Source organism: Kordia jejudonensis (assembly GCF_001005315.1).
GTDB lineage: Bacteria > Bacteroidota > Bacteroidia > Flavobacteriales > Flavobacteriaceae > Kordia > Kordia jejudonensis.
Map to the genome: position 1 here is coordinate 1 of NZ_LBMG01000019.1, position 23,296 is coordinate 23,296.

At 34.3% G+C, this 23,296-nt stretch carries 21 protein-coding genes; 11 read left to right on the forward strand and 10 right to left on the reverse strand.

Features of this window, described 5'->3' with window-relative positions; genetic code table 11:
* Positions 1 to 430: 430 nt before the first annotated feature.
* The 4 genes from AA089_RS10800 to AA089_RS10815 form a co-directional block, all read right to left on the reverse strand.
* Positions 431 to 901, reverse strand: coding sequence for a DUF5763 domain-containing protein (locus tag AA089_RS10800; protein WP_156168969.1), 471 nt, complete (start codon positions 899 to 901; stop codon positions 431 to 433).
* Positions 898 to 1,953 (reverse strand): hypothetical protein, encoded by a 1,056-nt coding sequence (locus AA089_RS10805; RefSeq protein ID WP_156168970.1) that lies wholly within the window; start codon positions 1,951 to 1,953, stop codon positions 898 to 900. Before AA089_RS10805 ends, AA089_RS10800 begins: the two co-directional genes overlap by 4 nt.
* 131 nt (positions 1,954 to 2,084) lie before the next feature.
* A complete protein-coding gene (locus AA089_RS10810) occupies positions 2,085 to 3,449 on the reverse strand; it encodes a dihydrolipoyl dehydrogenase family protein (RefSeq protein WP_046756965.1) in 1,365 nt (454 codons plus the stop codon).
* Between the two features lie 152 nt (positions 3,450 to 3,601).
* Entirely contained in the window at positions 3,602 to 4,306 is a 705-nt protein-coding gene (locus tag AA089_RS10815) for a DUF4197 domain-containing protein (RefSeq protein WP_046756966.1), read from the reverse strand.
* Positions 4,307 to 4,480: 174 nt separating this feature from the next.
* On the opposite strand from AA089_RS10815, the gene AA089_RS10820 reads away from it, so the two are divergent.
* The 7 genes from AA089_RS10820 to AA089_RS10850 all read left to right on the forward strand — a co-directional run bounded on the left by AA089_RS10820 (position 4,481) and on the right by AA089_RS10850 (position 14,330).
* Entirely contained in the window at positions 4,481 to 4,927 is a 447-nt protein-coding gene (locus tag AA089_RS10820; RefSeq protein ID WP_046756967.1) for a hypothetical protein, read from the forward strand.
* Positions 4,928 to 4,937: 10 nt separating this feature from the next.
* Positions 4,938 to 5,879 (forward strand): MBL fold metallo-hydrolase, encoded by a 942-nt coding sequence (locus tag AA089_RS10825; RefSeq protein WP_046757048.1) that lies wholly within the window; start codon positions 4,938 to 4,940, stop codon positions 5,877 to 5,879.
* A 167-nt stretch (positions 5,880 to 6,046) separates the two neighbouring features.
* Complete coding sequence (locus AA089_RS10830; RefSeq protein WP_046756968.1) at positions 6,047 to 9,487, forward strand: methylmalonyl-CoA mutase family protein; 3,441 nt, start codon at positions 6,047 to 6,049, stop codon at positions 9,485 to 9,487.
* A 36-nt stretch (positions 9,488 to 9,523) separates the two neighbouring features.
* Positions 9,524 to 10,060: a hypothetical protein gene (locus AA089_RS10835; protein WP_046756969.1), complete on the forward strand. Its 537-nt coding sequence runs from the start codon at positions 9,524 to 9,526 to the stop codon at positions 10,058 to 10,060.
* A gap of 190 nt (positions 10,061 to 10,250) precedes the next feature.
* Positions 10,251 to 13,316 carry a T9SS type A sorting domain-containing protein gene (locus AA089_RS10840; RefSeq protein WP_046756970.1) on the forward strand — a complete coding sequence of 1,022 codons (3,066 nt, stop codon included), beginning with the start codon at positions 10,251 to 10,253 and terminating at the stop codon, positions 13,314 to 13,316.
* Positions 13,317 to 13,952: 636 nt separating this feature from the next.
* Positions 13,953 to 14,099 carry a hypothetical protein gene (locus AA089_RS24710; protein WP_156168971.1) on the forward strand — a complete coding sequence of 49 codons (147 nt, stop codon included), beginning with the start codon at positions 13,953 to 13,955 and terminating at the stop codon, positions 14,097 to 14,099.
* 48 nt (positions 14,100 to 14,147) lie between these two features.
* The gene (locus AA089_RS10850) at positions 14,148 to 14,330 is read left to right on the forward strand and encodes a hypothetical protein (protein ID WP_046756972.1); all 183 of its coding nucleotides are present in this window, start codon (positions 14,148 to 14,150) and stop codon (positions 14,328 to 14,330) included.
* Between the two features lie 107 nt (positions 14,331 to 14,437).
* Here the strand turns inward: AA089_RS10850 and AA089_RS10855 are convergent, their stop codons facing one another.
* Both AA089_RS10855 and AA089_RS10860 read right to left on the reverse strand, forming a co-directional pair.
* Positions 14,438 to 15,055, reverse strand: a complete 618-nt coding sequence (locus AA089_RS10855; protein ID WP_046756973.1) for a chromophore lyase CpcT/CpeT — start codon at positions 15,053 to 15,055, stop codon at positions 14,438 to 14,440.
* Positions 15,056 to 15,222: 167 nt separating this feature from the next.
* Positions 15,223 to 16,329, reverse strand: a complete 1,107-nt coding sequence (locus tag AA089_RS10860) for a helix-turn-helix domain-containing protein (RefSeq protein WP_082113252.1) — start codon at positions 16,327 to 16,329, stop codon at positions 15,223 to 15,225.
* 285 nt (positions 16,330 to 16,614) lie between these two features.
* On the opposite strand from AA089_RS10860, the gene AA089_RS10865 reads away from it, so the two are divergent.
* Together AA089_RS10865 and AA089_RS24715 are read left to right on the forward strand one after the other, a co-directional pair.
* Positions 16,615 to 16,908, forward strand: a complete 294-nt coding sequence (locus tag AA089_RS10865; protein WP_046756975.1) for a hypothetical protein — start codon at positions 16,615 to 16,617, stop codon at positions 16,906 to 16,908.
* A gap of 86 nt (positions 16,909 to 16,994) precedes the next feature.
* Positions 16,995 to 17,150, forward strand: coding sequence for a hypothetical protein (locus tag AA089_RS24715; protein WP_156168972.1), 156 nt, complete (start codon positions 16,995 to 16,997; stop codon positions 17,148 to 17,150).
* Positions 17,151 to 17,247: 97 nt separating this feature from the next.
* Here AA089_RS24715 and AA089_RS10870 read toward each other — a convergent pair whose 3' ends face one another.
* Together AA089_RS10870 and AA089_RS10875 are read right to left on the reverse strand one after the other, a co-directional pair.
* On the reverse strand, positions 17,248 to 17,439 hold the full coding sequence (locus tag AA089_RS10870; RefSeq protein ID WP_046756976.1) for a hypothetical protein: 192 nt from the start codon (positions 17,437 to 17,439) through the stop codon (positions 17,248 to 17,250).
* Positions 17,440 to 17,537: 98 nt separating this feature from the next.
* Positions 17,538 to 18,257 (reverse strand): hypothetical protein, encoded by a 720-nt coding sequence (locus AA089_RS10875; RefSeq protein ID WP_046756977.1) that lies wholly within the window; start codon positions 18,255 to 18,257, stop codon positions 17,538 to 17,540.
* Positions 18,258 to 18,365: 108 nt separating this feature from the next.
* Here AA089_RS10875 and AA089_RS10880 point away from each other — a divergent pair, with 108 nt between their 5' ends.
* Both AA089_RS10880 and AA089_RS10885 read left to right on the forward strand, forming a co-directional pair.
* Entirely contained in the window at positions 18,366 to 19,499 is a 1,134-nt protein-coding gene (locus tag AA089_RS10880) for a helix-turn-helix transcriptional regulator (RefSeq protein WP_046756978.1), read from the forward strand.
* Positions 19,500 to 19,658: 159 nt separating this feature from the next.
* Entirely contained in the window at positions 19,659 to 21,263 is a 1,605-nt protein-coding gene (locus AA089_RS10885) for an alanine/glycine:cation symporter family protein (RefSeq protein ID WP_046756979.1), read from the forward strand.
* On the opposite strand, the gene AA089_RS10890 is transcribed toward AA089_RS10885, so the two are convergent.
* Both AA089_RS10890 and AA089_RS24720 read right to left on the reverse strand, forming a co-directional pair.
* A complete protein-coding gene (locus AA089_RS10890; protein WP_082113253.1) occupies positions 21,253 to 22,923 on the reverse strand; it encodes a TlpA family protein disulfide reductase in 1,671 nt (556 codons plus the stop codon). The two genes, AA089_RS10885 and AA089_RS10890, sit on opposite strands and share 11 nt — an antisense overlap.
* A 150-nt stretch (positions 22,924 to 23,073) precedes the next feature.
* Positions 23,074 to 23,286 carry a hypothetical protein gene (locus tag AA089_RS24720; protein ID WP_156168973.1) on the reverse strand — a complete coding sequence of 71 codons (213 nt, stop codon included), beginning with the start codon at positions 23,284 to 23,286 and terminating at the stop codon, positions 23,074 to 23,076.
* Positions 23,287 to 23,296: the final 10 nt, after the last annotated feature.

A 23,296-nucleotide genomic window follows, 5' to 3' on the forward strand; every position in this document is an offset into this window, starting at 1 on the left:
CGCCCAAAACCCAAAACCCAAAACCCAAAACCCAAAACCCAACACCCAAGACCTGTCACATTGAGCGCAGTCGAAATGCAAGACCCAACAACGAATATCGAACAATAAATAATGAATTATGAAAATATCGAGAAATTTCCAACTAAACAACTCCACAAAGAACGAATAACAAAATACGAATGTCAAATACTAAATATAAAAGTATTTCCTTTCACCCAAGACCCAAGACCTAAGACCCGTCACATTGAGCGCAGTCGAAATGCAAGACCCAACAACGAATATCGAACAATAAATAATGAATTATGAAAGTGTAGATAAATTTCAACTAAACAACTCCACAAAGAACGAATAACAAAATACGAATGTCAAATACTAAATATAAAAGTATTTCCTTTCACCCAAGACCCAATACCCAATACCAAACACCCAACTATCCATGTTGATAACAATAACTTCCATTTTTCACCTTTCGCTTGCAACGTTTACCTGATTTTGTTTTGCCACGACATTGGGTAGAAGTAGTTTGTTGTTTCGTTGGCGTATAATTCTTAGCATCTTGTTTGGTATGTTGAAAACAATAACCATTTGCCAATTTGGTTTTGTGCTTACAACGCGTTCCTTTTTGTGTATATCCTTTACAACGTACAGAAGTAGCAGTGCCAACAGCTTTATTTTCAGAAGTTAATTGTTTTTGTAATTGATTTTTTGGTGGTGGTTTACAAATCTTACACGGAGTTAATTTATTGAGTTGTATAGTTTCTAAAGCAACTTTGCTAGAAACGTTTTCTACCATTCGACACGTACTTAGATGATACCGTTTTCCAGAAGGCGTTTTGTAGACGTCTTGTGCTTTAATATTTATAGAAATTATAAATAGAAATAAGGTTAGGCAGTATTTCATTTCTTCTTCTTATTTGAATCTAAAAATGGTTTTAAATCAACAATCTTTTTTTGATACATTTTTTGTAAAGTAGCAATAATTAATAAAAGGCTAAAATGTAAAGCTTTAGGTATATCATCTGGAGAATTGTGATTTTCTTTGAATAAATTAATGTTTTGTTTGTGATATGGATAAAGTTCAGATTTTCCATGAAAAAAGTCAGAGCGAATCTCATACATATCTTTTATTTGTTTTTTAAATTTTGTCAACGTACCTAATAATAGCTGAATGTTTGTATCAAGTTGATTTCTCTTAGATTTTTTTTCATCAATTGCAAATACAATTTCAAGTATTCTCATTTGATACGTAAATATACTGATAAGACTATTTTCTGCATGTATATACGATAAGTTATTCAGTACCTTTTGATAAGAATTTTTACAATCAAGAGGAAACAGTAGATCATTTTTAATAATCCATTTATAGAACACTTCAAAGTTTAAAAAAGTGATTTCTGGATAATTATTTTCACGAAACATCAAATATGGTCTGAAATCTAGTATTTGTGGAATTTTTACAATGTGGAAATTTTTATTGTAAAACGACGTACCAAATCTGATTTTTAAACTTCCTGGTCTTGCTATTTGTGATAAAATTATTAATTCAAACACAAAATCATTTAATAAATTACATAAACCACAAGGCATGCTAGATTTATAAAAAGAGTCTTTTCCAGGACCTTCTTTTTCAATATCAAAATCTGGTTCATATAATTTATAATTCGTGTCAAATTTAAACGTGAACTTTAAATTGTCTTCTTCTAAATGTGGATTTGTTCTATGATAATGGTGAACATGTTCAAAATCATCTAATCTTAAATCAGGATTATAAGCTTCTTCAACTACATGACTAGTATAGTTAATGACATATTTAGGAAATGGTATATATTTCTGAGAAAGTATTTTATTTAATTCAAGAAGAATTAATTTCTTTTGCTTAAAATCAAACTGATCATCATCGAAACCATCTTTTATAAATGGGAAATAAATTTCTATTAAATGTGAATGTTCCATTTTCAAAAATATAATCAAAACTAAACTAATAGAAACATTTCATGTTACGGTTTACCATAAAATCGTATAAACAATAATCAAATATATTTAATTATTATGCTCAACAACTCAACAACTAAACAACCAACAATCTAATCCTCTTTCAGCATTTTTTTCAAATCACTGGCATATGAAGGATAGGTGAAAATCATCTTTTTAAACGCATCAACGGTCATTTTATGATGAATAGCCATCGCGAAAATATTGATGGTTTCATTGGCTTCCGAACTCAACAAATGCGCGCCTACAATTTCCCTCGTGCGTTCATTTGCTAAAATTTTAAAAGCATAAGTATCAGAATTCTCCTTTTTCGAATTGTACCAATCTGATGCATCACCTTGAAACACGATAACATTTTTATAACGTTTTTTAGCTTCTTCTTCCGAATAGCCAACAGTCGCCATATTTGGATACGTAAACACCACCGAAGGTACCATCGGATTTGAGAATTTCTTAGAGTTTTCTTTCAAAATATTAGTTCCAACAATATAGCCTTGCAAGCCAGAAAGTGGCGTAAGTGGTAACGATTTACTAGAAACATCGCCGCAAGCATACACATGTTTATGAGTAGTACTTACCAAATAATCATTCACGAGAACGCCCGTTTCGTCATGTGCAATATTAGCATTTTCCAAATCTAACAATGCTACCGCAGGAACTCTTCCAGATGTATTAAACACTATCTTAGAACGCACCTTTTTGTTTTTCCCTTTTCGTTTATAATGAACGGTATATTTTTTCTTTTTCTTCTTCTTGTCTACCGATTCAATTTCGGCATCAAAAATAAATTTTACACCTTTTGCTTTCATCGCACGTACCAATGTATTTACCAAAAACGCATCAAACTGTGACAAAGCGCGGGAGCCACTATCAATCATAGTTACCTTACAACCCAAAGTTGCTAACAGAAAACAAAACTCCATTCCAACATAACCTGCGCCAATAAATGTCGCTGTTTTTGGAACTTTTTTAAGATAAAAAATATCATCACTTGTTTTAAGGTATTTTGCTCCAGAAAACGATAAAGTTCTCGGTGTCAAACCTGAGGCAATTACAAAAGTAGTCGCGGTAATTTTTTTGCCTGCGACTACAATTTCGTTTTTAGAAATAAATTTTGGCGACTCATGATACAAATCGATATTCAATTCCGATAAATCTTCTTTGGTATGTTCAGGAACTTCTGCTGTATATGATTGTTGAGATTCCTGAATATCGTTCCAGTTAATTTCAGGAACAGCTTCAATACCCAAACCTTTCAATTGTGTTGATTTTTGAACCAACGTTGCAAATTGTAACATTATTTTTTTAGGATCACAACCTCTCATTGCACAGGTGCCACCAAAAGCTTGCTTGTCTGCAATAGCAACGGAAAGTCCGTTTTTTGCACAAATTTTTGCAGCAGTTTGCCCCGCAATTCCACTACCAATTACAAATACATCATACTGTTGATTCGCCATAATTTTTTAATTTTCACTAAATATAATGCAGTTGGAAAGATTTTATTAATCGAAACGATTCAAATGTGAACTCGTGTGAGTGATCACAACAAAAAAACGCCATCAAGAACCGAAAATTCTATGATGACGTTTTGTATATGTATAAATTCGTATTAGTCCTGCAAAGCAAATACTTTCTGCAATAACGCAGTAGTTCTAGAACCAACTTTTGTACGAATCTCTGCTTCTTCCACAGCAATCATGGTATACACACCTTTCAGTGCTTCTGTAGTTACATAATCTGTTAAATCAGGATTTACCTTATTTACAAACGGAAGCTTATTATATCTATTAATCAAATCTGTCCAAATTTTATCGGCACCAACTTTGGCAAACGAATTCTGAATAACAGGTTGAAACTTACCATACAACGCCGTATTTGTTTTTCCTTCCAAATACTGAGTTGCCGCATTATTAGTTCCTAATAAAATATTTTTTGCGTCCGCAAACGTAATATCTTTTACCGCATCTACGAAAATTGGCGTCGCTTCTTTTACTGCATCTTCGGCAGCTCTATTTAACAATTTAATACCATCATCAGCCAAACTTCCCAAACCAATATCACGCAACGCTTTATCTACTTTTTGCAATTCTGGCGGCATTAAAATCTTAACCAAACTATTGCCATAAAAACCATCTTTTAAGGTTAACTTTTGAACTTGCTTATCTATTCCAAAATCCAATGCTTGACGCAATCCTGCTGCAATATCAGCGTTTCCAACTGTTCCGCCTTGTGGCAATTGATTCACGACTTGTTGCAACTCAGCGCAAGAGTTTAGCATCAATAATCCGACAAAAGCAATAATGATTTTTTTCATAAGTTTAGGTTTAAAATTCTTAGACTACGATAAAGTACAAAAGTTTAATTGAAACTAAAATTGTACTTCACAAAAATACACGAATAAATAAAAGAAGCATTTGTTTTCTGCAAAATTTAATGGATATCAATCTAAAGAAAAACAGTATCTTATGCCTTCATTGAAGTACATATTATGAAAAAAACAATTCACGTATTCTTTTTATTTTTTTCTTTCATTACGGTTGCACAAGAAACTATTCCTAACAAAGTTGAAATGTGCGAAACACTCACTAAAATGATTGAAGATGACAGAATGTATAGAGGAAAAGAAATTTTGAGAGATGGAACATTTGGAAGAAAAAGTACGTATCCGCAAAAAGTAATTGATTCTGTTTGGAAACTACAATGGAAACTCGACAATGCAAATACCGAAAAACTCATACAACTCACCAAAAAATATGGTTGGATGAGTGATGAACGCATCAATTGTCCTGAACTCGATATTTGGTTGATATTCAGACATTCTCAAAAAAAATATTACAACGAAATTGACAAGATCATTGAAAAAGAACACACTGCGAAACGATTAAATGACTTTCAGTACAAACTCATCAAAGACCATGTTACTGGTAAATATTAAAACTTCACAAATGAAAAAAGCTTGTTTACTGCTACTTCCAATACTCTTCATGAGTTGTCCAAAAGAACAATTGCAACAATCAGTTTCAGAAGCAAAAGGACAATACATTACCGTACTAGGAACTGCGCAAGATGCTGGCTATCCACAAATCAATTGTAACAAATCATGTTGTAAACCGTATCACGATGGAAAAGTTGCTAAAAAAATGATTTCGTGTTTAGGTTTGATTGATCTTGAAGCAAAGAAAAAATGGTTATTTGATGCGACGCCAGACATTGCACAACAAATCCAAAATCTTTCCAATGAGCTTGAAACGACAAGCGTTATCGATGACGTTTTCCTGACGCATGCACACATTGGACATTACACAGGACTCATGTTTTTTGGGCGTGAAGCCATGGGCGCAAAAAATGTTCCCGTGTACGCCATGCCAAAAATGAAAACATTCCTAGAAACAAACGGACCTTGGAGTCAATTGGTTTCTTTAGAAAATATTGTCTTGCAAAAATTGCAGCATAACACTTCCGTAGAATTGACAAACGAACTCAAAATAACACCTTTTCTAGTGCCACATCGCGACGAATTCTCGGAAACGGTCGGCTATAAAATAGAAGGAAAACATAAAACAGCATTATTCATTCCAGACATCAACAAATGGCAACTTTGGGAGAAAAATATAGTGGAAGAAGTCAAAAAAGTTGATTACGCTTTTTTAGATGCCACATTTTTCAAAAATGGCGAAATTCCAAGACCCATGAGCGAAGTACCACATCCGTTTATAGTAGAAACCGCAAAGTTGTTTGAAAATGAAGATAAAGTCACAAAAAACAAAGTCATTTTCATTCACTTCAATCATTCCAATCCAGCATTGCAAGATTCTAATACACTAAAAATGAACTTAGAAAGTAAAGGTTTCAAATTCGCAAAAGAAGGCATGCGTGTAGCACTTTAAAAATAGCACAAGTATGTTCCAATGAAGTCTTTATTCTAAATTCTTTCAGCGTAGCGATCTCTAATCTTTTACGGAGTAACATTGGACTCTTATATATTTCTTAAAAAATGTTCGATTTTTTTGAATATTCCGTAAATTGCAGCCCTAAAATAGATACTTCATTACAGATGGAACAAGCGCAACCTTACAAACCAACCTATAAAGTACGAATCGTAACGGCAGCATCACTCTTTGACGGACACGATGCCGCTATCAATATCATGCGACGAATCATTCAGTCAACAGGTGTTGAAGTCATTCACTTAGGACACGATAGAAGTGTGGAAGAAGTAGTAAATACAGCCATTCAAGAAGATGCAAATGCTATTGCAATGACTTCGTATCAAGGTGGACACAATGAGTACTTTAAATACATGTACGATTTGCTACAAGAAAAAGGCGCTGGACACATCAAAATATTTGGTGGCGGTGGCGGTGTAATTCTTCCAGAAGAAATCAAAGATTTAATGGATTATGGAATTACGCGTATCTATTCGCCTGATGATGGTCGAGAAATGGGATTGCAAGGAATGATCAACGATTTAGTGCAAAAATCTGACTTTGCTATTGGCGATTCATTAAATGGAGAAGTAAACACTTTACACGAAAAAAATCCAAAAGCAATTGCGCGTGTGATTTCTTCCGCAGAAAACTTCCCAGAAGTTGCCAAAGATGCGTTAGATACTATTCACGAAAAAAATAAAAACTCAAAAACACCTGTACTTGGAATTACAGGGACTGGTGGCGCAGGAAAATCTAGTTTAGTGGACGAATTGGTACGTCGATTTTTAATAGACTTTCCAGAAAAAACAATTGGTTTAGTTTCGGTTGATCCATCAAAACGTAAAACAGGTGGCGCATTATTGGGCGATCGTATTCGTATGAATGCCATCAACTCACCAAGAGTCTACATGCGTAGTTTGGCAACACGTCAATCGAACTTAGCATTGTCAAAATATGTAAACGAAGCAGTACAAGTATTAAAAGCTGCGGAATACGATCTCATCATTCTAGAAACGTCTGGAATTGGACAATCGGATACAGAAATCATGGAACACAGCGATGTAGCTTTGTATGTAATGACGCCAGAATTTGGAGCTGCAACACAATTGGAAAAAATTGACATGCTTGATTTTGCTGATTTAGTTGCCATCAATAAATTTGACAAAAGAGGTTCGTTAGATGCGTTGCGCGATGTAAAAAAACAATACATGCGTAACAACAATTTGTGGGACGTTCATCAAGATGATTTACCAGTGTATGGAACCATTGCTTCACAGTTCAACGATCCAGGAATGAACACGTTGTACAAAGCCGTGATGGACAAATTGGTAGAAAAAACAGAAGCAGATTTACAATCGACTTCAAAGATTTCTAGTGAAATGAGCGAGAAAATTTTCGTCATTCCACCATCAAGAACACGCTACTTATCTGAAATTTCAGAAAACAATAGAGCATACGACAAAAAAGCAAACGCACAAGTAGAAGTTGCGCAAAAACTATACGGAATCTACAAAACAATTGGTTCAGTTTCAAATGTAAAATCGCACGAAGTTGAGATGTCGTTCATGTCTAAAACTGGTTTGGATGAAAACATCATTCTTGAACGTTTGGATAGTGAATCAGACATTGAATTGGTAAAATTATTACTCAAAGAATTCGATCGCGTAAAGCTAAACCTTGATCCATACAACTGGGAAATCATTAACGGTTGGAATGATAAGGTAAACAAATATAAAAATCCGATCTATACGTTTAAAGTACGTGACAAAGAGATCAAAATTAATACACATACAGAATCGTTATCGCATGTACAAATACCAAAAGTTGCCTTGCCAAAATATCAAGCTTGGGGAGACATTTTAAAATGGTGTTTGCAAGAAAATGTACCGGGAGAATTTCCATACACCTCAGGATTATATCCGTTCAAACGTACAGGAGAAGATCCAGCGCGTATGTTTGCGGGAGAAGGTGGCCCAGAACGTACCAACAAACGTTTTCATTACGTAAGTGCAGGAATGCCAGCTAAACGTTTATCCACAGCGTTTGATAGTGTTACATTGTACGGAAACGATCCAGATTTGCGACCAGATATTTATGGTAAAATTGGAAATGCAGGCGTTTCTATCTGCTGTTTGGATGATGCGAAAAAACTCTATTCAGGATTCAACTTGGCAGACAAAATGACATCGGTAAGTATGACGATTAATGGTCCTGCGCCAATGTTGTTAGGTTTCTTTATGAATGCTGCCATTGATCAACAATGTGAGATTTACATCAAAGAAAACGGACTTGAAGCTGAAGTTGAAGCAAAAATTGCCGAAATCTACAAAGGAAAAGAACGTCCACGATACAACGGCGATTTGCCTGAAAGTAACGATGGTTTAGGGTTGATGCTTTTAGGAGTTACAGGAGATCAAGTATTGCCAAAAGAAATTTACGAAGACATCAAAGTAAAAACCATTGCACAAGTGCGTGGAACGGTTCAGGCAGATATTTTAAAAGAAGATCAGGCACAAAATACCTGTATCTTTTCTACAGAATTTGCATTGCGTCTCATGGGAGATGTACAAGAATATTTCATTGAAAACAATGTGCGTAACTTCTATTCGGTTTCTATTTCTGGATATCATATCGCGGAAGCAGGCGCAAACCCAATTACACAGTTAGCATTAACGTTATCAAACGGTTTCACATACGTAGAATACTATCTAAGTAGAGGAATGGACATCAACAAATTTGGTCCAAACCTTTCGTTTTTCTTCTCAAACGGGATCGATCCTGAATATGCTGTTATTGGACGTGTGGCGCGTAAAATTTGGGCAAAAGCCTTAAAACACAAATACGGAGCAAACGCGAGAGCGCAAATGTTGAAATATCACATTCAAACCTCTGGGCGTAGTTTGCATGCGCAAGAAATTGACTTTAACGACATTCGTACCACGCTTCAAGCATTATACGCAATCTATGATAACTGTAACTCGTTGCACACAAACGCGTATGATGAAGCTATTACAACACCAACGGAAGAATCGGTTCGTAGAGCGATGGCAATTCAGTTGATTATCAACAAAGAACTTGGTTTAGCGAAAAACGAAAATCCAATTCAAGGTTCATTTATCATTGAAGAATTGACAGACTTGGTAGAAGAAGCCGTGTTACTAGAATTTGACCGAATCACAGAACGTGGTGGCGTTTTGGGCGCGATGGAAACCATGTACCAACGTTCAAAAATTCAGGAAGAAAGTTTATACTACGAAACCTTAAAACACAACGGACAATTCCCGATTATTGGAGTCAATACATTCTTAAGTAGTAAAGGTTCGCCAACGGTAGTGCCAAAAGAAGTCATTCGCGCGACGGAAGAAGAAAAACAATATCAAATCAAGATCTTAGAAAATCTTCACAGTGCACATAATACCGATGAATTATTACTAGATTTACAACGAAAAGCAGTCAATAATGAAAACATCTTTGAAGCATTGATGAATGTGTGTAAAGTATGTTCGTTAGGACAAATAACATCCGCATTATTTGAAGTTGGTGGACAGTATCGAAGAAATATGTAGTGTTGAAAAGTAAATCATGCTTAGCTTTTTTAGAAAATGATAACTAATTATAATGAATTTTATGATGGCGATTATGGAAATAAAAGACTGAAAAAAGAATTTATATTTTCATACACTTTTGTCCCAGGACTTTATGACACGTTGTGTCGTGTTAATTTATTTGTAAAAAGTAACATGAGTTACCAGCTTTATCTATTTTTTTATGACACGCAAATAGAAGAAGAATTCATGGAAACTCCTGAAGTAGCAAGAATTAAACATTATCAAGAAAGTAAATTACCATACATTGTAAGAACTAAACTATCTAGAATATTAAAACAGAATTTTGTGCTAAAGAATTCTTATTTTAATTCCAATAATGTTTTTGGCATTCTAGATAGAACAGAAGTTAGTTGTAAAATAAACCACAAAAATGATCAATTTTCAATTAATTTGAGCCCAGATATTTTGGACAAAAGTAAATTCAAAACGAAATCTGAAAAAGATTTTCTAGAAATGATTGAAATTATGGAAAAATGGTTAAAAGAATTGAAAGGCAATACGATGAAATTATATGAAGTAGATGATGATTAAATGAACTTAAAAAATATTCTCAACTTATATTTAAAGTTTATGGACAATACCGAAGAAATACCTACTTTCATCTAACCAAAAAATAAATACTACCAAAAACGTACAAATCACGTCGGTCTATACATTTTTTGTTTTTGCTCCCTGAAAACACAGTACTTTCATGCTGTAAAACTAAATTCGGGGCAACTACATGAAAACAAAACTACTTTTGATAGTGATTCTCTTCACTACACTAAATACCTATGCGCAAATTCCAGCAAACAACGATTGCGCCAATGCAGAAACAATTTCAGTTACAACGGCAACGAACACGTTGGTTACCTTCGACAATGGCATGGCAACGCAAAGTCTGCTTAGTAGTTGTGATACAGCAACAACAACCTATCCTGATGTTTGGTATGAATTCACGATGCCTGTCAACGGAAACATCCGAATCACTGGCGTAAATTTCGCCGATGGTTTTTCACTCTACACTACCTGTGGCGGTGCAGAAATTGCCTGCTTTTACGGCGATGACTTCTTTTATGGGCTTTCAAGTGGTACAACATATAAACTTAGAGCTGTAAGTAATGCCAGTCAAGCTGGATTTGACAGTTTTCGAATTCAAGCTTTTGAAGCCGCAGCCAATGACGAATGTGCTAACGCCGAAGTTATTACAGACGATATTACCACACAAAGAACCATTAGCTTTAACAATGCAGCAGCCACCGAAAGTTTGGTAAGTAGTTGCGATACAAGTACCACGGAAAATTATCTAGACCTTTGGTATCAATTTACAATGCCAGTTTCAGGAAACTTACGCATTACAGGTGTCAACTTTGCCGATGGGTTCACATTATATGATACTTGCGGAAGTGTTCCCACAGAAATCGATTGTTTCTATGGCACTAATTTTACATACAACTTAGCCGCAGGAACGTACACTTTACGCGTTACAAGTACCGCTAGTTTTGCTGGTTCGGACAGTTTTGTTATTCAGGCAATTGCAACGGCAATCAATGACGAATGTGCAACTGCAGAAGTTATTACAGACGATATTACAACCGCACGAACCATCAATTTTAACAATGCTGCAGCGACGGAAAGTCTAGTAAGTAGCTGTGATACAACGAGTGATGATTATCTTGATTTATGGTACGAGTTTACAATGCCAGTGAACGGAAACCTGCGCATTTCAGGTGTCAACTTCGCCGATGGCTTTACGTTATATGATAATTGCGGAAGTGTTCCCACAGAAATTGACTGTTTTTACGATGACAATTTTACTTTCGGACTCACCACAGGAACGTACACCTTACGCGTAACAAGTACAGACGCCAATGCAGGAAACGACAGTTTTGTTATTCAAGCTTTTGAAACTGTTGCCAACGACGAATGTGCCAATGCAACGGTAATTATGGACGATATTACTACGGCAACTACCATCAACTTTAACAATGCAAATGCAACACAAAGTTTGGAAAGTAGTTGCGATACGAGCACAACGGAAGATTATTTAGACGTTTGGTATCAATTTACGATGCCAGTTTCAGGAAACTTACAAATTTCAGGTGTCAACTTTGCCGATGGTTTCACATTGTATGACACATGCGGAAGTATTCCAACAGAAATTGATTGTTTCTACGGTACTAATTTTACATACAACTTACCGTTAGGAACGTACAATTTACGCGTTACAAGTACCGCTGGTTTTGCTGGCGACGACAGTTTCATTATACAAGCGTTTGAGACTGTAGCTAATGACGAATGTGCCAATGCTATCATAATTGCAGATGATATTCGCACACCGATAACTATCAATTACAACAATGCTGGTGCTACCGAAAGTTTTCAAAGCAGTTGTGAAACTAGTAATACGGACTATTTAGATATTTGGTATCAATTTACGATGCCAGTCAACGGAAACATTACCATTACAGGAGTCAACTTCGCGGATGGTTTTACCTTATATGATAATTGCGGAAGTATTCCAACAGAAATTGATTGCTTCTACAGCGAAAAAATAATCACAGGACTTACCGCAGGAACATACACACTTCGCGTGGTTAGTACGGCTGATTTTGCGAATGCAGATAGTTTTACAATTACGGCGTATGAAGCAATATCTAATACAAATTGCGCTTCCGCAGAAATGGCTCAGGTCGCGGCAATTGGCGAATGTAGCACACAAAATGTTACTGCGGAGTTACGCGGATCGTCACTGACGAATTCGGTTGGAAGTTGCCAGAACAATACACAAGATTGGTTGGACGCTTGGTATACGTTTGAAGCGCCATTGACAGGAAACATTACACTCAATAGCAATACGACCCTAAATAACTTTGCTGTATATGAAGCTTGTGGCGGAACAGAAGTTGCTTGCTTCACCGATGATGGCGTTATTCCTGTAGTATTTGGAAATACCTATTACATACAAGTTTCACGACTCGATTCAAATTTCACAGCAGTTACATTCTGTTTAGAAGGCGCACCAATAGTAGCCACAGGAACAGCAGGAGTTTGTGAAACTATGACAGCGGTCGACATTTCAACATTACAAGGAAATACTAACGAATGGGTACCAATTTTAGATGCAAGTGGAAACATTGTAGCTGCAATTGATGCTAACGGAAACGATTTAGGTATAGTAACAACTACATTATTCATTGACAATGCTGATACAAGAGACTTTTCAGGGCAACCGTATTCACGGAGAGAAGTCTCTATCAGTGCTTCAAATGCACCGTCAAGTAACGTGAGTGTTCGTTTGTATACTTTAGGTGATGAGGTTGATGATTTGATAGCAGCAGATATCAATCTAAATACTATCAACGATTTAGAAGTCATGAAAGTTAACGGAAATACGTGTACTGCAGGATATATTTCAGGTGGCGATTTTATCAACGCAAGTGGTGTTTCGTATTTGGATGATTATTACATACAATTTTCTACCAATTCGTTTTCAGTATTTTATCCAACATCGACCAATTTAGACGGAACATTAAGTGTTTCATCAAATGAAGCGGATACTTCAGGAATCACAATTGTGCCAACGCTTACAGATGGCATTGTAAACATCAAAGCAAACTCAAGTGTACCAAATGTACAGGTTTCTGTCTTTGATATCACGGGAAGAAATATCTATCAACAAACATTCAATCAATTACATCAAGACAATCAAAAGATTAATTTAGGAAATTATGAAGCAGGCATGTATTTCATGAGAATTTCATACAATAATAAGCAATTTACAAAGCGAATTGTTTTACGAAAATAGTTTTGTACTATTAAAAAAGTGTCACAAAAAGAATGGGTCTTTTCTTGGCGTGACACTTTTATATAAATCATATTTTAACGTGAGTTCGATGAAAGTTTATTATAGTAAAATTTCTAACTCATATTTAGAAATATCAATAAACACTTAATTTTCATTTAATTATTTACTGTTTAGCTCATATGTTTTCTATTTTATTAAATAAGAATTCGTGAATCTTCGATGTCTTTGCTCGCACAAAGAAAAGTAACAAAAGAAAGTGCGCTTTTAGTTCATAACATTTACATTTTAAATCAAAGTATTCATGAATGCAAGGCATTTCCAGAGGTATTTTTAATTTTTCTTTTTGGAAAAAACTAAAACCGCATAGACTTTTCTAAATTTTTTAGTTCACAATCTTTTTATTTTAAATTATGGAGTTCATGAATCTTCGATTTCCAAGGATTCGAAAATTTTTAACGAAAAATCTCTGCTATACTGCGGAAAAGTTAAAAAATACTCTTGACTTTTATATCGAACTGACGTTATTTTAGTACTACGAATTTATAAATGCGTTCATACGTTTGTTGTGAACGCTATTTTTTTGAATTTAATTTACAGCATCAAACAAAACGAAACAATACTTTAAATTCAATACTCATGAAAAAACAAACATTAAAAAAACTGGGATTAAAAAAAGCACAAGTTGCTAAATTAGAAACGATAAAAGGAGGTTTGCATGCAGCACAAACTTGTATCGGATTGATTTGTGCAAACACATTATTTATTGTCTGCGCGGCTAGATAATACGATTTATCAAAACTTTCATTAACTAATTATTTAAAATATACAATCATGAAAAAACAAACATTAAGAAAACTATCATTAAAGAAAGCTCAAATTTCTAAATTAGAAAACATCAACGGAGGAATGGATAACGCGCACGACGACGCGATCAGATGGCCACAAACGTGTTTAGGAGACGCTTGTCCGTTTACAATGTTCTTCATTTGTCCATCAAGAGAAGCAGCACAATAGAAAAACAAACGAAAGGTTGTCTAATATTATAATATGGCATTCTGAACTTGATTCGGTTTCTTATTATCATAATGTTAGACATCCTTTTTTTATGTAGTAATACAATTTTATTGCAAACGTTTAAATACGTAACCCGCTTTTTCAGCGCCCCAAACATATTGGTCATTGGCATCAAAACCACGATCCCAACTTTCAATGACATCTGCTTTTATGGTAACTTCTGAAGTTGCATAACTGGCGCCACGCATGCTACTTTTACAATCTTTTTCATTGGTACTTCCAACATAATTATCGCCTTTTTGCTTTAAAATAACGGCGCAACCTTCGCGTTCTTTTAACATGGAAACATCAAACTGATCAAAATATTCAGGTGTTTTCCACTTGCCAATCGCTTCTTCAGGATTTTCCAAGGTATACACTTTGCTGGAAAATGAACCATCTTCAAGCTTTTCTAATTGATAAATACGTTGACGATACGGTTTTGTTTGAGTTTTATTGAGCGCTTGTTCTACATACAACCAATGTCCATCTCTAGAAGTCCAAATAGGGTACATGTGCAATGAAATATCAAAATAGCTTTCATCATTAGCGGCTTGTTCACTACTGTCAAACGAACCTGTCATCAGTGTTTGCAAAGCTGTTAATTCATTTTTGCTATCATCGGCACAACTTGAAATGACAACGCATAAAAGTGCTATGTATACGAGAAAATGTAGTTTTTTCATAAGTTGATTTTGGTGTTTGGTGTTTTTTAAATTGATAAGGTATGTAAAATCGAGTTGCTATAAATGTAGAAAATACATTTTGCTTTTCAAATTTAGTGCTTCAAAATCACTCAAATAGACGTTCTAAACTATTTTTTACTTCTAAATACAACGGTTTTTTTAGAATGTTATGAAAAATTCTTCTCGATATAGCGTGACGGTGTATCATTCATAATCATCTTAAATGATTTGTTAAATGTCGATTTTGAATTAAAACCTGAATCCATCGCGATTGCCAAAATGGTTTGCTTTTTATGTTCGCCTTCTTCAATTTTTGTCAAAAATGCTTTAATTCTGTATTCATTTACAAATTCATAAAACGTTTTTCCATACACAGAATTCAGCAACCACGACAAATTATTCGCAGAAGTATCTACTTTTTTAGCGAGAATTTTTAGGCTTAAATCCGATCGTATATAAATCTGTTCTTCAACAATCAATTGTGTTAGTTTTTGTTTTATAACTTCAATTTCTTCTTTCCGCAAGCGATCTTTTCTAGGTGTTTTTTCTTTAGCAGGCAAGCGAATAATTTCGGGTTGTGTAAAACTAAAATATCCAACAATAAACAGTAAAACTGTCATACTTACCCAAATAAGTTTATAGGTAAAGTAGTATCCGTAATTGTGCGCTATATAGGTATTATAAATACTAATTGCCCAAAATAACGACATAAAAAACACACCAAAGGAAGTATATTGAATAAATGGTACAATTCTTTTTCTGTACGTCGATTTTTCTTCCGAACGTTTTATTTGAATTCCAATTCTGTATGATAATGTAGCGTAGATTCCCAATGAAATTGTACCCATAAGTTCCATTATGAAATAAATATAATAGAAGGTTCTGGAATACGACATTTTATCATATTCTTCTTTCGTATATGCTAAACTCCAACAGAAATATAAAAAAAGAATAATACTGGGAATGGAATGTTTCAGGTAGACACTATTTTTTAGAGTATCATCATAAACTAATGTTCTGAAGTACAAATATAATAAAGGACCAAATAAATAAATAGAGCATTCGATTAACCAAATCAAACGCCAAATTCCTACGGAACTTTCATCATAAACAATCATTTTGGACGTAAACATAAACGTGGCCAAAACGATAATAATGGTTAAAATTTTATTCGCTTTCTTATTCTTTTTCGTAATAAATTGCAAAGAAAATGCTAGGAATATTCCTTGTGTAATGCCCGCAAACAACAGCAGGTCTGATAGAGAAAATGACATCAATTTTTTTACAGTTAAAGATAATCAGTTTTTATTTTCAAACGTGCGGTTGGGTACATTAATACGAAGATAATCAGAAAAAAAATCGTTTTTTGTTACGATATGTACCTATTTGTTGTAAGTGAAAACTTTATATTCTAATTTGTTATTTTTTCAAAATTTTACATTTTTAACATTTGAGGAAAAGTATATATGTGTAGAGTTGTACGGATTTGTATGCAAAAAGACGCTTTTGAGCTTTTCAATATATAGTTTTAAGATATTATAAATCAAAAATTATTTATTATGAAAAAGAAAAGATTAAAGAGTTTGCAACTAAGTAAAAAAACTGTTTCAAAATTAGATCATCATGTTTCTATTAGAGGTGGTGGACTTTCAATGGCTTGTGGTTATACACCTAATACACGATGTGAATCACAAGAAGAATGTGTTTCAAGAGATCCAGGATGTTTAGAGCCAACAGGAATAAGTGCTTGTATTCGTTGCCTTGAAATTTTTACGGAAGGTTGCTCTCCAAGTTTCCTAGGACAATGCGGTACAGGACTTGAATGTCCTTCCAACTTTGATAATTGTGATTAAGGTTATGTAAATCTACTGAAGGAACGCTACACAGCGTTCCTTTTTTTTTGTTGTATATTATCCTATAATTTAAAACCTATAGAATCATGAAAAAAAGACACATGAAAAGTTTAGCATTATGTAAAAGAACAATTTCTTCATTAAAGTTTACCGAAAATATCAAAGGAGGAAATACGTCAAAAACAAGTTGTTTGTGTGGACCAAGTGAATGCGAATGTCTTCAAGACGCAGATAGCATGTAACACTTTTAAAGTTTCATAAAAAGAGTAACTATGAAGTTGGAAGGTGCAACTGTTTAAAAAAGCGATCCTGAGACCGCTCAATTGTGCTCATACTACATTAATCGTCACATACACCATTCATACAACAGCCAACACCATCAGCAGAATTTGGATTGTCATAACAAGGACAACCTTCACTTTCTGGAGTGCAGGTAAATACACCACACCTTCCAAAACTTCCTTTTACTGTAGATTGTTCTGATTTGTTTAAGGATTTAACTCCCTTAAGATTTAAAATTGATTTTAACATGATCTATAATTTTGGTTAATAAGTGAAGAAGTTACGAGGAATACTTACGGTTGAAGTAAGGTTATACCGTATTTTTTTTCTAAAAATCTTATGATCAATTATTTGAAAGCTTTTCTAGTGCGCTTTTTAAGTTTTGCAATTCTGTCTTTATAATACAATTTTAATTCGTCAACAAACGTATACGGATTTTTGTAGGTCATCAAAACAGTATAGGTTGATTTGCGTTTAATTTGGTGCAATTGTTCTTTGATCGTTTCAATCTCAGCTAGTAGATGTACTTGTGAATTTGCTTGAAGCTTCACATTGGCATTTCCTGCTAAAGAACGCAAAGACGTATCACTAAAAATATGTGCATGATAGGCTTGCAAAGCTTTCAAATCTCCTTCTTTATAAATTTGAATCAACTTCGTGGTTACTTCTGTAGCTAATTCGGTTTCTGTAGCTTGCAGTGAAAATTTGTCAGGATGCACATGAAACATTGCTTCTCTGTACAAGCGTTTCTTTTCTTGCGAATCTTCTTTTATAGCAGTTTTAGGTGTCGCTTTTTCAACAACATTCAAACCTGTAGGCGCTACATAATTCTTTCCGCGTTGTTTTTGTAATTGTCGTTGCTGCTTCTTGGCACGTTTCAATTCCTTGTAAATTACAGTCAACTCCTGTACTTCTAAAATTTCATCACCCAAATGTCGATACAAAAGTGTTTCAAACTCGGTAACTTTTTGTGTCACCGCAGCAAATTCTTTCTGCAACTGTTCCAATTGAATCTTTAAATCAATGGAATCAAGATTGGTTGTTATGGGAAGTTTTTCTTGTGACATCAAACAAAAATACAATACAAATTCTAAAAAGAAACCAACAGTTTGTCGGATGCTGAAAAATTATTCAAAAAATAAGTACCTTTAAAACATCAATCAATTATACACTACATGTACGCACACATAGAATCTACAGTTACAGCTATTGTTTGTTTGGTAACTGCGTTTGTGATTCAGCGAATTTATGAGAAAGAGCGAAAGCAACAAAACAGAATTACCATAAGCGGTATCAAATGGTTTGGTTTGGCTATTTTTTCTTGGGGAATTGGTGCGTTTGTTACCTTGCTATCTTCAAACTACTTTGACTTTTCAACGAGTTCTAAATGGTTGATTTATTGGAGCGTATGTATTTCCTTAATCAATTCATTATTTATATTATTATCCTTACCATCTATTGAACATCAAAAACAGCGAAACATGATTGTACGCATGGTACAGCGATTCTCTGTAAAAGAATTTATCATGTTATTCTGCGGCGTTTTTAGCATGATTGCATTTGTATTTATCGCTACATCATTTCGTAATCAAGACATTAACAATAGTTTTATTTGGTTGATTGACATTCCAATTTCGTTGGTTGTTGCGCTTGCGTTACTATTTGAACTCAACAAAGCGTTCACAAGTAGAAACATGAAATTTATGTATTTACCCTGTTTTTCATTATTCATTTTGATTGTCATTGCAGTTTCGCATCGCATCATTCCGTATGAAATGGTACAAGAATACATTAGTTTGCCAAACTGGAGTTTACTCGGAATTATCACAGCACTTTCGTTTAAATTTATTTTCATCTTACTATTCTCAATTCTTTTATACAGTTGGAAATTCCTTTCGGAAAAAGAGCAGCAACAATCGAAATTTGTATTGCTTGAAACAGAACGAAATACGTTACAGCTTGAAATAGAAAAACTCAAAGTTGCCAATGAAAGCCATATTGACACCATTCAATCGTTAACGAAAAAGCTAGATCGAAAGAAAAAGAAAGTGGCGCAACTCAAAGAAGCTTCCAAAACCGAATTATCTGACCGACAGAAAGAAGTCTTGGCAAACTTAGGTGTTTGTGGCGCTAAAAAATCATACACAGAAATTGCGGAAGCCATGCACATTAGTGTTGATGGTTTCCAAGCGCATATCTATCAAATCAAGAAAATCCTCAAAATAAGTGGTACAGGAGGAAAAGAACAACTAATTTCGTACGCTACAGAAAATGATTTGTTGCAATTTGCTACGATTGATTGTGCATAATACTACCAATTATATTTTTTAAAAATCCCTTTGTTTGTTTATAAAAGAAGCATGCTTAAGTGTATGCTTAACCCATTGTAAACACTAGAAACAGCACTGCGTAACCTTTTCTAAAACCTGATTAAATTTCATCTTCGTGCCAATCAAAAACACGAACAAATGAAATCAGTACGATTAGTAAATCTAGCTTTCTTACTTCCTTTCGTTACATATGCGCAACAAGAATCATCATCAGTTGATGCGCAGATTAATGAAAACTTTAAAAATGCAACAAGTTGGTTTACCGATGCCATTTTTGCAGAAATACCCGTTACCAATGAAGTAGGAATTCCGTGGGTTTTAATCGTGCTGATTATTGGTGCAAGTTACTTTACAGGATATTTTAAATTTATCAATATTAGAGGATTTTTCACCGCGATCAAAGTTGTCAAAGGAACGTATGATGATTTAGAAGAAAACCACAAAGTGGAAGTTTCTAGCTCTGTTCATTTGACAGAAAATAACGATCAGCCTGATACCATCCGAGTAGAAGGACAAGAAGGCGAAGTGTCACACTTTCAGGCACTCACAGCTGCATTGTCCGCAACCGTAGGATTGGGAAATATTGCAGGAGTTGCCATTGCATTGTCCATTGGTGGACCTGGTGCCACTTTTTGGATGATTGTCGTTGGATTTTTAGGAATGGCGTCTAAATTTGTAGAATGTACACTTGGCGTGAAATACAGAGAAGTAGATGAAAACGGTGTTGTTTTTGGTGGTCCAATGTATTACTTGCGCAAAGGTTTGCACGAAAAAGGCTTGAAACGACTCGGAAAAGTATTGGCGGTTGTCTTTGCAATTATGTGTATTGGCGGTTCGTTTGGTGGCGGAAACATGTTTCAGGTAAATCAGGCATTTCAATTATTTCAATATGTAACTGGCGGCGAAGAAAGCTTTCTATATGGAAAAGGTTGGCTCTTTGGAATCATTATGGCAATCTGTGTGGGAATCGTCATTATTGGCGGCATCAAGAAAATTGCAAAAGTTACAGATAAAATCGTGCCAGTCATGGTTGCTGTATATGTACTTGCTATTTTTATCATTTTAGGCATCAACTATCAAAGTATTCCAGCGGCTTTTGGCGAAATATTTTATGGAGCATTCAGTTATGAAGGTGTTGCAGGCGGATTTATTGGCGTCATGATTCAAGGATTCAAACGCGCCGCATTTTCCAACGAAGCAGGAATTGGCTCGTCATCTATTGCGCATTCGGCTGTAAAAACTAAGTATGCAGCGAGTGAAGGTTTGGTGGCGTTATTAGAACCGTTTATTGATACTGTAGTCGTTTGTACCATGACAGCGTTGGTATTAATCATTACAGGACAACTCAATGTAGGAACTGAGGTTTCTTTTGAACAAGGCGCCATTTTAACCTCAAATGCTTTAGAAAGTGGAATATCTTGGTTTCCATATGTACTAACCGTTGCGGTCATACTATTTGCCTTTTCTTCTATGATTTCATGGTCGTATTACGGACATCAAGCGTGGTCATATTTATTTGGAAGAAGCAAAAAAGCAGAATACATTTACAAAACCATCTTTTGTATGTTTGTTGTCATTGGCGCGGCGGCAAGTTTACAAGCGGTCGTTGATTTTGCCGATGCAATGGTATTTTCTATGTTAGTGCCTAATATGATCGGATTGTTCATCTTAGCCCCAAAAGTAAAAGAAGAACTAAAACGGTATAAAGAAGCGATTCGTACTAAAAAAGCGACTACTGAATAGGTGTTGCAACCTGTGTTTTATCAATAATCTTTTCGAAGGCGATTTCATCTGATGGACTTGGTGCGCTGTTAATCATTACGGTATTATTTTTATCAAATACTACATATCTTGGAATTTGATATACATTTAATGCTTTTGCCAAAGCTGATTTTCTGCCTTTTACTAACAAATATGAATTTCTAAAATGCAAATGATTTTTTAATTCTCTGCCTTTTTTTAACCATTTTTCACGATCGGAATCAATAGAAAGATATATCCACTCTACATTATTTTCAACGGAAAGTCGATCTTTAAACGGTTTACTCTCTTGAATCTGTTGCACACATGGTGAACACCAACTTGCCCAAAAATCCACTACTTTTACACGTTTCTTGGAACGATTAAAAATATCTTGCAACGTTAACGTATCTCCTAAATGATTGATTATTTTGGCATTCAATGCAGATTCAGATAACTTAAAATCATAGGTTTGAATATCTTCTTTAATGTCTTCCATTTTATCACGAAATGACTTTTTATGACCTACAGTTTCTAAATATTCATCAATCACAGCAATCATGAAGTTTTTATTTTCAGAACCATATGCGAAACCTTTATTATAATAATCCCAAATCATGCGTCCAATACCATAATCTCTAATCGTTCCCTTAAAATTTTTCTCAATAAATACTTTTTCAGCAATCAAACGTTCTTTAGAAAAAGGAGTTGCATCCGATTGCACAAAATGATGTCGAATAAAAGCATTTAAGCTATTTTTAAAGAAGAAGGTATTTCGCATGGCATCAAAATCTTGAAAATCGGCTACTGTTAAATTTTCTAGATAATCATTGACATCAAATAATCTTTTTTCGTTGAACTTTTCATTTTGGATTAAAAAAGGCAACACATTGTAATCATTCACATGTATTTGTTCATCTTCATATTTTTGTATTCTAGGACTCACAAGATTATCATAATACTCAAACTTTAGCATTTTTTCATAAATACTCGTTATTCTTTGTGAAAGATTATATGTGCTTGCATATGTAGTTAAGAATGTTTTTTTCTTTTCATAGATTGCTGTTATATCTTTTTTGTATAAAAATAAATCTCCTTGATAAGGAGATTTAGAATATTTTGGTGTATTTGCATCTAGTGCTAACGAGAAATTATTTTGTGCGGCATTTTTTCCTGTAAAAACAAGTTTTTCATTCTTTACTTCAAATTCAATGGTATCATTTGGAGCAATGTACATATTAGCAAAATACATCTTTTTATTGCCGCTCGGGAGAAATTCCATTAACATAGGAGCTTCTACATTAGTAAGTGTTAGTATAGCAGTATCATCAATAATCGTCTTTTCAATATCTTGATGCGGTTTCCCAAATAAATATGTATTGTTCATAATATTAGGACGCTTAAAAATGCCAGGATCATCAGATTTACCGAGAATAACAATCCTGTTTTGTGGCTCTTTTTCTGAATTGAAATTCATCTTTTCTCCAAATTCAGTTTGGTTTTCCTCTTCTTTGGGAACAGATCGTTCAAAAGTTTCTGAAGCGTTAGAAATGTTGTGGAACATTGAAGAACTGACATCAATGGTATCCGACATATATACTTTTGATACAAAGACGTATCCAGCTGTTAATAAAACAGCGTAAATAATTAACTTTTTTGACATGAGATGTAATGTAGTTAAAAAGCGTGACTAAATGTAAGATATTATTTTCAATACTTATTACGGATAACCGTAATTATAAATATTTGATTATCAAAATATTAAAAAAGGCAGTTTGCTAAGCTACCTTTTCTTTCAAATCAGGATTAAAAATTAGTTACCACCACCGGAGCAAATTTTTGCACCTCCTTTTGAACCTTCACAAGCTTTATCCATTTCGCTGCAGTCGTTAACAGCCACTTCATCACCATTATTACATAAAACATAGGCTCCATCTCCTTGAATAAATGCGCCATTTCCAGCAATAATAGTTTTCATTTCATCTCTACTTAATTGGTTTTTAGAGTTTTTAAGGTTGATTTTCATAATAAAATAT